Origin of the sequence: Myxosarcina sp. GI1, from assembly GCF_000756305.1 — a bacterium.
Classification (GTDB): Bacteria; Cyanobacteriota; Cyanobacteriia; order Cyanobacteriales; family Xenococcaceae; genus Myxosarcina.
The window spans coordinates 16,918-30,864 of sequence record NZ_JRFE01000014.1; the positions used below are offsets into that span (position 1 = coordinate 16,918).

Here is a 13,947-nt window from a genome sequence, read left to right on the forward strand (position 1 = left end):
ATCATTTTCGGCACTTAAGCTCTAAAAAAATCACAGTAGTTCTCAATCGAGCAAACACCACAAAGCAGTTTTAGCATTGAGTATCAAGAGTTTGTGTGACTCCTTGTGCCTAATACTCAATGCTACTTTTTAAGTAGTTAATTAAAAAGGTATTTCATCAAGATCTTCGTAATTAGATTCATCAGAATTAGATGACGGCATGGTGGGTTCTGGAGTAGCAGAAAAGTCATTAGTACTGTAGTTATCCGACTCAACTGCTGCCGAACTCGGATTGGGTTCGTTCCAGCTATCGCTAGAAGCGGCAGCGGTTCCAACTGTATAGATGCGAGAGGCTACTAACTCGGCTCGTTTTTCTTTGTACCCCTCTGGCATTTCTACCAGGTTCATTGCCAAACGCCCTTCAATAATTATGCGATCGCCACGATGATAGCTGTTTTCAATTTCTTCGGCTAAATTTCCCCAGCCAACCACTCTAACTCTAGCTTTAGGGTCTTCGTCGCGCAGTCCTTCAAACTCCACCATCACATTAGCAACTTTAGAACCATCGGGAGTCGAGCGCAATTGGGGATCTTCAATTATTTCTGCCATCAAAATACAGCTATTCATTATGAGACACTCCTAAACATCTGCCAGTCGATCTTAACTTGAACAATTGTACTATTTTAACTTAAAGCTCGCTACCTCAGAGGCTATGACTTTCTACCAAACCCTGTTCGCGATCGATGAATTTTTGCACGAGATAACGATATTCCATTATTTTATCGTCTACCCAATCGCGGCGATCGCTATTAGCAAATATATGTACTAAGGGTTCTCCAGCATCGGGTAAAATTAAAATCCAGTTATCGTCTTGAGGATTGATAAGTTTAACTCCGTCGATTAACTCTAAATTATCGGAAGAATGAGTTTCTACTAAATAGCGCATCAATGCTCCTTTAACTTTCCAGGGACAGCGCAGTGAATAAGACTTATGACAGACATTAGGCAAATCGGCCCGAATTTGAGCGAGCGATCGCTCCTGAATAGTCAGCATTTCAATTAATTTGGCAATGCCAAACATGGCATCAAAACCTGGATGTAGCTGGGGAAAAATAAAGCCCATTTCGCCACTGCCTCCCAAAACTACATCGGGATTTGCCTGGGAAGTTTCCATCAGTGCTGTGGGATTGACTTTAGTGCGAATTACCCTACCATCATGACGGCGAGCGATTTGTTCTACCGCACTCGAAGCATGAACGGGAACTACTACCGTACTGCGAGGATGAGCGGTAAAAATCGTATTGACCATTAATGCCGTCAGAATTTCACCCTGAATTGGCAAACCAGATTCATCAACCAGAGTAAACTGCTCGCCATTAGCTGCTACTTGTACCCCTAAGTTGGCTTTTAAAGCTTCTACAACCTGACCTAACTGACGTAACAACACTACTGCTTCTGCCGCAGAAATTGCCGTTTGTTTGAGACTGGCGTTGAGTACCACAGCATCGCAGTCAAACTTGGTCAGCAGTTGGGGTAAAATAGCCCCCGAAACCGCATAAACGTAATCGATCACAATTTTTGAGCCGCTATTGCGAACCGCTTCGACGTTAAGCTGTTTGGCAAAAGTACGACTGTAGGTATCGATCGCGTTGCCAGGATAGGCAACCCCGCCAATTTCTTGAACCGAAACTCGGCGCAAGTCTTCTTTAAAATAAGCTCCTTCTACTTTCTTTTCTTTAGATTTAGAAATATTAATTCCTTGTTTGTCAAAAAACTCAATCAAAATGTAGTCGGGGCGGTTTGGCTCCAAACGAACGTGAATTCCTCCAGCTACTCCCGATAATTTGGTAGTCATGGTGCGAGAAATGGGAATGGCAGTAGCTTCTAAATTCTGCACGTTAATACCTGCCGACATCAATCCCGAAATTATAGAGCGACTTACCATTCGCGATACGCTACGCTGATCGCGTGATACCACTACCGTCGAGCCTAATTTGAGAGTAGAACCATAAGAAGCTCCTAATTTAACGGCAAACTCTGGGGTAATGTCAATATTTGCCAATCCCGTTACGCCGCGCTGCCCGAATAGATTGCGCTGGGCTGTATTGCCCCAAATTAGATTGATGTTCAAAATCGCACCCGATTCAATTCGCTTGCTAGGCCAAACTCTGACTCTAGGAGCTATTTGAGCTTCTTCTCCTACAATAGACAAAGGACCCACTACCGCACCTTCTAAAACTTGCGCCCTGCGATCGACTCTCGTACCGCGAGCGATAGTACAGGCACGTAGATGAGCTTCATCACCTATAGTGACTCCATTCCAGATAATCGGACGTTTTAAATCGGCATCGGCACCAACGGTAACGTTATCGCCTATCACCGTACCAGCCTCAATTTTGACCCGCGCTCCAATGCGACAATTGTTACCAATTAATACTGGAGTTTCCACCTCTGCAGTCGAGTCTATATAAGTATTTGTTCCCACCCAAACACCAGGAGTTTTTTCTTCATAGGCAAAATCTACGGTTACTTTGCCCTCCATAGCGTCATACTGCGCTTCGCGATAGGCTTCCAGGTGACCGACATCACACCAATAGCCTTCAGCAATATAACCATACATTGGCTTACCTTTATCTAAAAGTATGGGAAATAGATCTTTGGAAAAATCTGATTCTTCATTTTCTGGCAGATAGTCTAAGACTTCTGGTTCGAGAATATAAGTACCTGTATTAACCGTGTCGGAAAAAATTTCACTGAGAGAAGGTTTTTCTAAAAAGCGATTAATTTTGCCGTCTTTATCGGTAATTACTACGCCAAACTCTACAGGGTTGGGTACGCGGGTCAAAATCAGCGTAGCTTTAGATTTTTTTTCTCGATGAAAAGCGATCGCTTGTTGCAGATCGAAATCGGTAATTGCGTCGCCGCTAACAATTATGAAAGTTTCATTTAACCACTGTTGGATATTTTTAACGCAGCCAGCAGTGCCTAAAGGTTGTTCCTCTTCAACGGCATAAGTCATTTCTACGCCAAAATCACTTCCGTCTTGAAAATAATCGCGCATGACATCGGGTAGATAATACAGCGTAGCGATAATTTCTCTGATGTTGTTGCGTTTTAATAGATTGACTATATGTTCGGCGATTGGGCGATTGAGTACTGGCACCATCGGTTTGGGAAGATCGCAAGTTAAGGGTCTCAATCTAGTTCCAGAACCCCCAGCCATCAGCACTGCACGCATATAACCTCCTTGCTTAATAAATTAATTTGTTATAGAAGCTAGTTTTGTTTGTCTCTACTTCTATATCTTTATGTTCTCGTATTTTGCAGGAATCGCGAAAATTATTTAGTACTGAAACTAGCTGACCGAAAAATTGTCTCGATTTACAATTGATGAGAGTACACCCCTATAAGTACTCAAGCAGATAAGCTATATATTATGTAGTGATTAGTTTGACAGTAGGGCAATTATGACACAGTTAATCGGTATCGTTTTATTAGTAATTTATGGTGGCGGAGTTTGGAAATTCTGGAAGGGTTTTAGAAGAACCAGCTTTAACCCAAGTTTACCCAATCGACTCGTTTTAGCTTTTTTGTGGCCCGTACTCTTGGCAACCAATAAATCGTATCGCAAAAATTTCCAAAAAGCTCTTAAAGGTTAGTCACAGATTACTAAATGACCAAAAATATTTGGTCGATTGGAGGTACGAGTGAAAGCGCAGCTATAGCTGAGGCGATCGCCAGTATTGTTACCGATAATGTTCGTCTACCTTTGATAATTACTGTCGTTAGCCCGACTGCGCGCTCTCTCTATCCTTCTAACTTTAAAGTAGTTTCTGGGCGGATGGATGGGGCAGCAATGACAGATTTTTGTCGGCGAGAGGGAGTTATTGCAGTTGTCGATGCTTCTCATCCCTACGCTGTAGAAGTTTCCCGTCAGGCGATCGCTACGGCTAAAAACCTCAATTTGCCTTATTTGCGTTACGAAAGAAAGGCGATCGCCACAACGGACGATAACAATTCGCTTATAACCCGACTGAATAGTTTTGAAAGTTTACTAGCAGGCAGGTATTTAAATAATCAAAGAGTATTATTAACAATAGGTTGTAAAGCTTTACCATTATTCAAAAACTGGCACGATCGCGCCACCTTATTTGCCAGAATCTTACCCAAACCAGAATCGTTAGACATCGCCTTAAAATCTAGTTTTACTAGCGATCGCCTTATTTGCCTGCGTCCGCCGCTCGGTTTAGAATTAGAAACCGCTTTATGGCGACAGTGGAATATTTCGCTGGTGGTAACTAAAGCCTCTGGAACGGCAGGGGGAGAAGACATAAAATCTCAGGCAGCAGCAGAATTAAAGATTCCGCTGATAGTTATCGATCGCCCCAAAGTAAATTATCCGCAACAAACTAACTCTATAAATGAAGTTGTGGCTTTTTGTCGGAGGTATCTATCAAAAAATATAGAACGCCTATAAAAGCTAGTAACATAGATATTTGTTATCGAGATTATACACGTTTATTTATCAATGTCTGAAACTATTACTCCTGCAATCAGCGATCGCATCTGCAAACACATGAACGAGGATCATAGCGAGGCGATAGTTCTTTATGCCAAAGTATATGGCAATACTCCTCAAACTGAATCGGCAATAATGGATTCTATCGATCCACAGGGAATGAATTTATCGGCACAAATAGCAGGAGAAACCGTTCCCGTGAGAGTGCAATTTGACCATACTCTGAAAGATGCAGAAGATGCCCATCATACTTTAATCGATATGCTCAAACAGGCTGGAAATAGAAAGTAAAAAGCGCACCGCCTGCGCTGAGGAAACCTCAGCGTAAAGACGGAGCAAGAAGTTAAAAGTCAAAAGTAGTTTATCTTAACTTGCTACTTACTACTTTAAAAATAGGGAACTTATTGACGATAGGGACAGGTCAAAATTTATTGTTGTCAGGGACGATAAGTTGAAAAATTTAGCTACTTTACAAATCGCCAGGCGGACGCAATTTTGGTTGTGTTTGAGCTTGGCTTTTTCGGTAATCTATAGCTGGCTAGCACTTCAAAAGGCTTTTGCTGGAGAATATATAGTTCAAGACGATGCCCGACAGCACGTCTTTTGGATGATGCGCTATATCGATTCAGAACTGTTTCCTAACGATCTTATTGCCGACTATTTTCAATCTGTCGCTCCTGTAGGATATCGAACTCTATATCATTGGGCTGTGGATTTGGGTATCGCTCCTTTTGTATTTAATAGGCTGTTACCTCTACCAATTGCGCTAATTTCCAGCTATTATTGCTTTTTGCTATGTAAGCGGATATTTCCCGTTCCCATTGGGTGCTTTATTACCACGCTGCTTTTAAATCAGGCACTATGGATGCAGGATGACTTAATTTCTGCTACGCCCAGAGCTTTTGTCTATCCTTTCTTTTTGGCATTTTTATATTATTTAACCAAACGTTCTCTGTTGCCTTGTGTCGTAGCGATTGTTCTATTAGGAATTTTTTATCCTCAGTATGTTTTTATCTGTGGGGGTATGTTGGTTTGTCAACTAATAGAATGGCAGGGTAAAACTCTCAGTTTTTCTAAAGATTCACAAGACTATTTACTGTGTTTTTTAGGTTTGGCGACAGCTTTTATGGTCTTATTTCCCTATGCGTTTGATAATTCTGAGTTTGCTCCAACAATTACCCGCGCTCAAGCGTTGCAGCTACCAGAATTTTATCCAAACGGGCGATCGAGTTTTTTTAAAGACCATTGGTGGCAATATTTAGTAGGGGGTGGTAGAGCAGGATTGACTTCTGAAGCTTTATTAAATCCCGCTACCCTGACTTTTGGACTGTTTTTACCTTTTGCGAGCGAATTTCCGCAGCAGTTTGCTTTAATCGAGCGAATCAATCGCAATATTAGGCTTCTGCCTCAGTTAATTGCCGTATCTATAGTTATGTTTGCTTTAGCTCATGCACTGCTGTTTACCTTACATCTTCCCAGCCGCTATAGCGATCATAGTTTTCGGATTGTTTTGGTGTTGGCGGCAGGTATAACTATTACCACGTTTTTGGCAACATTACTCAATCGCTTGCAGCAAGCAATTCCTCCTCAAAATTTAAATTTAATTACTATCGGGCAGAAACTGTTGGTTTTAAGTTTGACTGCATTTTTGGCACTAGGAACGATTTTTTACTACCCTCTATTGCTAAAAAAATTGCCTGTCAGCAATTATAAATCTGGCGACCAGCCTGCTTTGTATCAATTTTTTCAACAGCAGCCCAAAAATATTTTAATTGCTTCTCTAACCAATGAAACCGACTATCTGCCTAGCTTTACCCAACGTTCGATTTTGGTTAGCCCAGAATATGCCATTCCCTATCATTTAGGATATTATCGTCCTTTTCGCCAACGGGCGACCGCACTAATTATCGCGCAGTACAGTCCCGATCTGAAAGTAGTCAAACAGTTTATTCGCAGGTACGGTATCGATTTTTTCTTAATCGAACCAAACAGCTTTACCCCTAAATACATCAAGGATAGCAACTGGATTTTACTACACCAGCCAGCCGCTCAAAAGGCGATCGAGCGTCTCGAACTAGGAAAAGTTCCAGCTTTGAGTACCGTCAAAGATAGCTGTTCGGTTTTCGCCAGCAATGGTTTTAACGTAGTTGCTGCTGAGTGTATTTTGTCTAAATAACTAGAAAAAATCTCTGGACAAAGTCTAGTAGATGATAATTTCTATATACTGTTCGAGATATAGTTAGACTATTAAAGATCTAAATACTTTTGCTTTAAAGAACTAAAAAACAACTATTTTTTTTGTCTACACTTGTAAATATTGGTATTGTAAATGACTTCAGCTATCGCTCCCGAACAAGTTGCTCGAATTGTTAATAATTTGCATCACGACCCTTTTGAAATCTTGGGTTGTCATCCTTTAGAACAAAACGGTCAAGTTCAAAGCTGGGTGGTGCGGGCTTATTTACCTCAAGCTCAAGCCGCCTGGGTAGTTTGTCCTGAAGAAAGAAACGAGTATCCCATGCAGTCACTGCATCATCCCAATTTCTTCGTATGCACGATTCAAGCACCCGAACTAGCAAATTATCAGTTGCGAATTAAAAACGGCGATCGCGAACGAGTAATTTACGACCCTTACGCCTTTCGTTCCCCCAAACTTACCGATTTAGATGTTCATTTATTTGCCGAAGGCAATCACCATCGTATTTATGAAAAACTTGGTGCCCATCCAACAGAAATAGAAGGCGTAAAAGGAGTTTATTTCGCGCTTTGGGCACCCAACGCTCGTAACGTTTCTATTCTCGGTGACTTTAACCATTGGGATGGCAGAGAACACCAGATGCGAAAAAGAGGTAACGGAGTCTGGGAATTATTTATTCCCGAACTAACGATAGGAGCGAGTTATAAATATGAAGTTAAAAACTTAGAAGGGCATATATATGAAAAATCCGATCCCTATGGTTTTCAGCAAGAAATAAGACCTAAAACCGCCTCGATAGTTGCCGATCTAGATGTCTATCAGTGGAACGATGCAGACTGGATGGAACAACGTCGCCATACAGACCCCCTGACCCAACCAATTTCTGTTTATGAAGTTCATCTTGGTTCGTGGCTCCACGCTTCTGCTAGAGAAAAAACTAATTTACTTTCGGGTAAATCAGAACCAGTGCCGATATCGGGATGGAAATCGGAAGGACGATTTTTAAGTTACTACGAACTAGCAGATAAGTTAATTCCCTACGTTAAAGAATTAGGCTACACTCACATCGAATTGCTACCCATCGCCGAACATCCATTCGATGGTTCGTGGGGTTATCAAGTTACGGGATATTACGCTCCTACTTCGCGCTTTGGCAATCCCGAAGATTTGATGTATTTTGTCGATCGCTGTCATAAAAACGGCATTGGCGTAATTGTCGATTGGGTACCTGGTCACTTTCCCAAAGACGGACACGGGCTAGCGTTCTTCGACGGTACTCATCTTTACGAACACGCCGATCCCCGTAAAGGCGAACACAAAGAATGGGGAACTCTGGTTTTTAACTATAGTCGCAACGAAGTCAGAAATTTTTTGGTTGCTAATGCTTTATTTTGGTTCGATAAATATCATATAGACGGAATCCGCGTTGATGCTGTTGCTTCCATGCTGTACTTAGATTACTGTCGCAAAGAAGGCGAATGGGTAACTAACCAGTATGGCGGTAGAGAAAATATTGAGGCAGCAGATTTTTTACGTCAGGTAAATAGTTTGCTCTTTGGCTATTTCCCTGGAACCCTGTCAATTGCCGAAGAATCAACTTCATGGCCTATGGTATCTTGGCCCACCTATACTGGAGGTTTGGGTTTCAACCTTAAGTGGAACATGGGCTGGATGCACGATATGCTGGATTACTTTCACATGGATCCCTGGTTTCGCCAGTTTCATCAAAATAATCTGACATTTAGTATGTGGTATCACCATAGTGAAAATTATATGCTGGCACTTTCTCATGATGAGATCGTTCACGGCAAAAGTAATATTATCGGCAAGATGCCTGGAGATGAATGGCAAAAGTTTGCTAACGTGCGCTGTTTGTTTGCCTATATGTTTGCCCATCCAGGTAAGAAAACCATGTTTATGAGCATGGAATTCGGACAGTGGAGCGAATGGAACGTATGGGCAGATCTAGAATGGCATTTGCTGCAATATAACAACCACAAATTGCTCAAGCAATTCTTTGCCGATCTTAACTCTATTTACAAATCCGAATCCGCTCTGTATACACAAGATTTTGAAGAAGCTGGTTTTGAATGGATCGACTGTAGCGATAATCGTCATAGCGTAGTTGCTTTTATTCGTCGTGGCAAAGATCCTGGTGACTTTTTAATTGCCGTTTGTAACTTTACTCCCCAACCTCACAGTCATTACCGTATAGGCGTACCAGAAATGGGATTTTATACTGAGTTATTTAATAGCGATGCCAAAACTTATGGCGGTAGCAATATGGGTAATTTGGGCGGCAAGTGGACTGATGAATGGTCTTTCCACAATTTGCCTTATTCTCTAGATCTGTGTCTGCCGCCTTTAGGAGTTCTTCTACTCAAGATCGATCGCGCTAAAACCAATGCAGCTTTGGAAGGCAAGTGATTAAAGTAGCAAGTAGCAAGTAATTCAGGCTCTAGGAAAAAGACATTGAGCAATGAGCAATAAAAATTTAACTGTTCATTGTTCCCTGTTCATTGTTCAATGTTTCCTGCTTCCCTTACTTCTCCAGTCTTCTACTGGCTGCAGACATCGAATAACAGAACACCCAGTAAATAGCCGCGACAAAAATATATACTTCTCCATAGCGTCCTAGATATTTAGGATTGGCTAAAATTGATTGGGAAATGCCGAGCAGATCCGTCAGACCGACGATCGCCAGTAAAGAAGTATCTTTAAATAAGGCGATAAACTGCCCTACCATACTGGGTATAACGGCTTTAAGCGCTTGTGGTAGGATAATAAATGCTAAAGTATAAATTGGATTTAAACCTAAAGCTTGTGCGGCTTCGGTTTGTCCGCGAGGAATTGACTGCAAACCACCGCGCACGTTTTCTGCTAGATAAGCCGCACTGTAAATCGTAAATCCTGCGATCGCTCTGACTACTCGTTCTGGTCTAACACCAGCAGGTAACACCAGGGGTAACATTACCTGTGCCATAAACAAAATACCAATTAAAGGAAAGCCGCGAACTATTTCAATATAGGCTACCGATAACCAATGAATAACTGGTAGTTTACTTTGTCTGCCCAATGCTAGTAAAACACCGAAGGGAAAACACAAGACAATACTAATTACAGCAATGGGAATAGTCAGCATTAAGCCACTCAAACGGTCTAAATTAAACGAGCTAACGTCTAGCAATAGCCAGAGATTGAAAAAAAAGGTTAAAGACCAAATTAACGTTAGCCAGCTACTAATATTGGGAAATTTTCTACCTAACTTTTGTCCGACAATTGCACAGACAATTAGCAGTAATAGCATTCCTAAAAGTAAGGCACTGGCTTTGATGCCTCCTGGTATTGCTACTAAAATACAAATCGCTGCTACCACACTTAAAATGACCAAAATATGGCGATCGAATAAATTAGCCGCCGCTCTAGCAAGTATTCCCCAAGAAAGTCCCGTTAAAGCAAAAATTATGACCAATGTTGTCCAGGCACGCCACAAAGCTTTGACAGGATACCGCCCGACAAAAAACAACCGCCAGTTAGCAGCTATAACTTGCCACTGCGCTTGAGTAAACGCCCAAGTAAACAAACGGGAAACCAGCCAATAAATCAGCAACAAACTAATTATGGTGAGAATGCTGTTATACCAGGTATTGAATAAATTTTTTTGCAGCCATTGCTTTGGACTGACTCTAGTTTTTGGCGGGGCAATATTAGTTACGCTCATGAGTAGATAGAAAGATTACCAGTGCGATCGAGTAGTAAATTCAGGTAAAGTTAAATTTTAAAATAACTTCAATTTGCTGTTACCAATAGAATTTTTAATCGCCAGTAAATGCGATCGCCTGAATAAAAACAGTGCCATAGATCTCTTTAGCTCAGGAACTGCTCGAATTCAATTAGATTGCCATCTGGATCGCGAAAGCAGGCGGAGAGTATCCCGTCTTGTAGTATCTCAACCTCTGGGTATTGACAGGGACTGCCGACTAACGCAATCCCTTTAGCTTTCAACTGTGCGATCTCTTCATCTAAATTAGTTACAGAAAATGTCAAAACAATCTTTGCTGGATGAAGATTGTAAGTTAAAGACTCAACTCACCCGAATTGTCAAGATCCGAAAGATGCAGCGTCCAAACTCTCGGCACTCTTGGAGCAGTGTTTCAAAATCATCGCTAGAAATTTCGTAAACTCGGCAGTCCGTTGAGGCACGTAAGGTAACGTGGCTAATTTCTTCCGCCAGGATAGGAACTTCACCAAAAAATGAGGGCGATTCGTGATGTCCTAGCAGTATATCGATCCCTTCGGGACGACGAGTGACCTCAATTTCACCCTCGATCGAGACAAACAGTCCTTGCGGGGGGTCTCCTTCTCGAACCAGGAAATCTCCTGCTGCGAGGTCGATCCGTCGAGCGCGATTGCACACCCATTCCAGGCGCGTCGGAGGCAGCGTCCGAAATAACTCAAGCTGTAATAAATCTTTTGTGCATAACATGGATATCAGTTTCCATAGCCTTCTGTTCGGGATGTTTCTGGCGATCTACCTTATTGCTACTAGTGCCGCTGCCTAATTATTCTTAATCTAAATCGATCTCAACGTAACGTTGGATCGATAAATACATAGATCGATTCGATCTTGCCATCCTCGATCTGGACTACATCGCTTCCCGAAATCGTAGCTGAACCACTTTGCGGACCACCGCGCCATTGAACACAGCACATATTGTGATGCCCTACAACTGGTCCTGCAACTGTAAACGCGAAGTCGGGCGGCAGGCTTGCTAGCAGACGACCGACGGTGTCCGAAATCGCCTGGCGACCCCGCACGATCTCGATTGGCTCATAGAGCGTTGGGTCAGCAACATACAGTTTTTCGATCGCTCGAATTCTAAACGCAGGTTCTCGCTCGCTGAACACGGCAGACAGATTGCTCTGCATCAACTGTTTGTAATCAAAATCCGACATCTTATTCGACCTCTATTTGCAACACTTTACTATTTAGGAAGCCAAAACACGCATCATCCGTGAGGCAGTAAGTTATTGAAATCGGCAAGTTCATATCGGCTTCTATGGTTGAGAACTCAACAATATGATTTGTTTCGGCTTGAGGACTTGAATTAGAATTATGTAGTGATAACATTGCCGAGATTTAATAAATTAGTTCGTAGTTTTTTATTTATACAAGCGATCGCTTAGTTTTGTTCGAGGATGACACTAATATAGTTATATAAGTCGACCAGACATTTTAAATCTTGCATAATACCTGGGAGTAATTCTGCCAACTCCTCCACAGACAAACTTGCTTTAGCTGTAGCAGCACTTAAGCTGGGAGCGTAGGCGAAATTGACAATCCTTTTACTCCCTGGATCGGATTTTGGTTTAGTTGGTCTAGTATAGTCATTTGCTTCTAAGGATAGATTAAAAGCTTGAAAAAAAGCCTTTAAGGTACGTTTATCTACTTTGACTTCGCAACTGAGAATGCGACTAACCGTACGAGAGTCGAGAAGCGATCGCTCGCTCAATTCTTCGTAGGTGTAACGACGGTCAAACTCATCACACAACACTCCAGCCCGCACGAGTTTCTGCCATCCCTGCTCGGTTAGAACAACTCCTCGTTGACGCTTGCTTTTATTAGTTGTTGAGTGCGATGGAATCATCTGTAGCACGCTCGAAAAATTAGAGTCAGATCTCGAAGGAAGAACTCTTAACGGTTGGTAGGGAGTAGTCAATGTTGTAGTAGGATTAGACATATTTTCCTCTTATTTAATCGAGTAATCTATTTGTTTATGGAATTAGCGATCGCCACCTGATCTTCCTGAAATGGCAGCAAGTAAGCTTTCAATGTCCCAAGCTCCAATATAGCGATCGCCATTAATAAATAACGTTGGGGTGCTAATGACGTTATTGTCTCTTCCGCTTTTGATATCTTCATTGACTCGGTTGATGTAAACGTGTTCTGATAGAGCCTTCAAAAATTGAGGAATATCTAACCCCAAGTTGTTGGCATACTCGACCAGATGACTATCATCCAAAGCTTGCTGATGCTCGAAAAGAGTATCGTGCATTTGCCAAAATTTTCCTTGTGCGGCAGCAGATTCTGCTGCTTCTGCTGCTCTTTGGGATTGGGGATGAATCTGCGTCTGGGGAAAGTGACGGAAGGCAAAGCAAAAGCTTTCGCTAATTTGTCGTACCATCCCCTGGAGCGTCCTGTGAAGCTGACCGCATTGGGAGCATTGGTAATCACCATATTCGAGAAGTTTTATTGAAGCATCCATATTTCCTCGAACGCGATCTGAATTTGACAAGGACAATTTATTATTATTGCTTGCTGGATTCATATAAGAACCTTTTAGCTAATTAGGTTATATCCTTTGCCTGCCTAGGTTTTCGCTGGCTGAAAGCATAGTAAATGCTAGATATTCCATACCTCATCCTTAAGTCTGAATTGAATAAGAACGTTTATTTGTCTATTTTTAATTTAAAGAATTGCTCTAACTTTGTCGCTGAAAAAAAGCTCGGATTTATAGCTGATAAGCCGCTCTACTTTTTGACTGACAATATTGACAGGTATTGTCCAATCGTAACAAGTTAAAATAACCCTCTTTTGTCACTAATGGGTATTGCCTTACAGTTTGACAATTCCTCGCCTCAATGCCACAATTACCGCTTGTGTTCGATCGCTGACTTCCAATTTGTTCAAAATGTTGTTGACGTGAAAATTGACGGTACGCTCGGTAATATGTAAAATCGCGCTAATTTCTTGAGTTCTCTTACCTTTAGTGATGAGCTGAAGTATCTCTAACTCGCGATCGCTCAAATCCCGACTCATCATCCGCTCGGCTAGTTTAGCTCCGACACTGGGCGGAATATACTGTTTTCCAAAACAAACGGTACGGATGGCTGCTAAAAGTTCCTCTGGTTCGGCATCCTTGAGTAAATAGCCCTTTGCCCCCGCTCTCAAGCCGCGATAAATATCTTCGTCGCTGTCGTAGGTACTCAAAATGATGATTTGAGCCTGGTGAAACTCGGCACAAATAGCAGTAATGGCAGCAACCCCATCTAGTTCTGGCATTCGCAAATCCATTAAAGTAACATCGGGCTGTTGCTGGCGGAAAAATTCGACTGCCTCGCGCCCATTGCCAGCTTGTCCGACAACGGTAAGATCTGATGATTCCTCTAACATTCCCACCAAACCCTGACGCACGACGGGATGATCGTCAACTACTAATATACGAATTGGCTGGGATGGATTCATCGCGCT

Annotated in this window: 14 protein-coding genes; 5 read left to right on the forward strand and 9 right to left on the reverse strand. The window is 42.1% G+C overall.

Annotated elements, in window-relative coordinates; genetic code table 11:
• Window positions 1-141 precede the first annotated feature (141 nt).
• Both KV40_RS07110 and KV40_RS07115 read right to left on the reverse strand, forming a co-directional pair.
• Entirely contained in the window at window positions 142-606 is a 465-nt protein-coding gene (locus tag KV40_RS07110; protein ID WP_036479384.1) for a single-stranded DNA-binding protein, read from the reverse strand.
• Between the two features lie 76 nt (window positions 607-682).
• Complete coding sequence (locus tag KV40_RS07115) at window positions 683-3,217, reverse strand: mannose-1-phosphate guanyltransferase (RefSeq protein ID WP_036479387.1); 2,535 nt, start codon at window positions 3,215-3,217, stop codon at window positions 683-685.
• 229 nt (window positions 3,218-3,446) lie between these two features.
• Here KV40_RS07115 and KV40_RS07120 point away from each other — a divergent pair, with 229 nt between their 5' ends.
• From KV40_RS07120 to glgB, 5 genes are all read left to right on the forward strand, one after another.
• Window positions 3,447-3,638: a hypothetical protein gene (locus KV40_RS07120; RefSeq protein ID WP_036479391.1), complete on the forward strand. Its 192-nt coding sequence runs from the start codon at window positions 3,447-3,449 to the stop codon at window positions 3,636-3,638.
• A 14-nt stretch (window positions 3,639-3,652) separates the two neighbouring features.
• The gene (locus KV40_RS07125) at window positions 3,653-4,456 is read left to right on the forward strand and encodes a cobalt-precorrin-6A reductase (protein ID WP_036479394.1); all 804 of its coding nucleotides are present in this window, start codon (window positions 3,653-3,655) and stop codon (window positions 4,454-4,456) included.
• A 51-nt stretch (window positions 4,457-4,507) separates the two neighbouring features.
• Window positions 4,508-4,789 carry a DUF2470 domain-containing protein gene (locus KV40_RS07130; protein WP_036479397.1) on the forward strand — a complete coding sequence of 94 codons (282 nt, stop codon included), beginning with the start codon at window positions 4,508-4,510 and terminating at the stop codon, window positions 4,787-4,789.
• 160 nt (window positions 4,790-4,949) lie between these two features.
• Window positions 4,950-6,674 (forward strand): hypothetical protein, encoded by a 1,725-nt coding sequence (locus KV40_RS07135; protein WP_036479401.1) that lies wholly within the window; start codon window positions 4,950-4,952, stop codon window positions 6,672-6,674.
• A 153-nt stretch (window positions 6,675-6,827) separates the two neighbouring features.
• A complete protein-coding gene (gene glgB / locus KV40_RS07140) occupies window positions 6,828-9,122 on the forward strand; it encodes a 1,4-alpha-glucan branching enzyme (protein ID WP_036479403.1) in 2,295 nt (764 codons plus the stop codon).
• A gap of 115 nt (window positions 9,123-9,237) precedes the next feature.
• Here the strand turns inward: glgB and KV40_RS07145 are convergent, their stop codons facing one another.
• The 7 genes from KV40_RS07145 to KV40_RS07170 all read right to left on the reverse strand — a co-directional run bounded on the left by KV40_RS07145 (window position 9,238) and on the right by KV40_RS07170 (window position 13,941).
• Window positions 9,238-10,416 carry an amino acid ABC transporter permease gene (locus KV40_RS07145; protein ID WP_036479406.1) on the reverse strand — a complete coding sequence of 393 codons (1,179 nt, stop codon included), beginning with the start codon at window positions 10,414-10,416 and terminating at the stop codon, window positions 9,238-9,240.
• Window positions 10,417-10,562: 146 nt separating this feature from the next.
• The gene (locus KV40_RS34725) at window positions 10,563-10,742 is read right to left on the reverse strand and encodes a VOC family protein (protein ID WP_156113969.1); all 180 of its coding nucleotides are present in this window, start codon (window positions 10,740-10,742) and stop codon (window positions 10,563-10,565) included.
• A gap of 37 nt (window positions 10,743-10,779) precedes the next feature.
• Window positions 10,780-11,181, reverse strand: a complete 402-nt coding sequence (locus KV40_RS07150) for a cyclic nucleotide-binding domain-containing protein (protein WP_036479409.1) — start codon at window positions 11,179-11,181, stop codon at window positions 10,780-10,782.
• A 98-nt stretch (window positions 11,182-11,279) separates the two neighbouring features.
• On the reverse strand, window positions 11,280-11,651 hold the full coding sequence (locus tag KV40_RS07155; protein ID WP_036479413.1) for a nuclear transport factor 2 family protein: 372 nt from the start codon (window positions 11,649-11,651) through the stop codon (window positions 11,280-11,282).
• 227 nt (window positions 11,652-11,878) lie between these two features.
• On the reverse strand, window positions 11,879-12,436 hold the full coding sequence (locus KV40_RS07160) for a hypothetical protein (RefSeq protein WP_036479414.1): 558 nt from the start codon (window positions 12,434-12,436) through the stop codon (window positions 11,879-11,881).
• A gap of 42 nt (window positions 12,437-12,478) precedes the next feature.
• Entirely contained in the window at window positions 12,479-13,024 is a 546-nt protein-coding gene (locus KV40_RS07165) for a DsbA family protein (protein WP_036479417.1), read from the reverse strand.
• Window positions 13,025-13,311: 287 nt separating this feature from the next.
• Window positions 13,312-13,941 carry a response regulator transcription factor gene (locus tag KV40_RS07170; RefSeq protein WP_036479419.1) on the reverse strand — a complete coding sequence of 210 codons (630 nt, stop codon included), beginning with the start codon at window positions 13,939-13,941 and terminating at the stop codon, window positions 13,312-13,314.
• Window positions 13,942-13,947 lie beyond the last annotated feature (6 nt).

Bases quoted from the DNA above. Each gene is read 5' to 3' on its own strand.
- KV40_RS07110 (WP_036479384.1), bottom strand. From the start codon at position 606: ATGAATAGCTGTATTTTGATGGCAGAAATAATTGAAGATCCCCAATTG.
- KV40_RS07115 (WP_036479387.1), bottom strand. From the start codon at position 3,217: ATGCGTGCAGTGCTGATGGCTGGGGGTTCTGGAACTAGATTGAGACCC.
- KV40_RS07120 (WP_036479391.1), top strand. From the start codon at position 3,447: ATGACACAGTTAATCGGTATCGTTTTATTAGTAATTTATGGTGGCGGA.
- KV40_RS07125 (WP_036479394.1), top strand. From the start codon at position 3,653: ATGACCAAAAATATTTGGTCGATTGGAGGTACGAGTGAAAGCGCAGCT.
- KV40_RS07130 (WP_036479397.1), top strand. From the start codon at position 4,508: ATGTCTGAAACTATTACTCCTGCAATCAGCGATCGCATCTGCAAACAC.
- glgB (WP_036479403.1), top strand. From the start codon at position 6,828: ATGACTTCAGCTATCGCTCCCGAACAAGTTGCTCGAATTGTTAATAAT.
- KV40_RS07145 (WP_036479406.1), bottom strand. From the start codon at position 10,416: ATGAGCGTAACTAATATTGCCCCGCCAAAAACTAGAGTCAGTCCAAAG.
- KV40_RS07150 (WP_036479409.1), bottom strand. From the start codon at position 11,181: ATGTTATGCACAAAAGATTTATTACAGCTTGAGTTATTTCGGACGCTG.
- KV40_RS07155 (WP_036479413.1), bottom strand. From the start codon at position 11,651: ATGTCGGATTTTGATTACAAACAGTTGATGCAGAGCAATCTGTCTGCC.
- KV40_RS07160 (WP_036479414.1), bottom strand. From the start codon at position 12,436: ATGTCTAATCCTACTACAACATTGACTACTCCCTACCAACCGTTAAGA.
- KV40_RS07165 (WP_036479417.1), bottom strand. From the start codon at position 13,024: ATGAATCCAGCAAGCAATAATAATAAATTGTCCTTGTCAAATTCAGAT.
- KV40_RS07170 (WP_036479419.1), bottom strand. From the start codon at position 13,941: ATGAATCCATCCCAGCCAATTCGTATATTAGTAGTTGACGATCATCCC.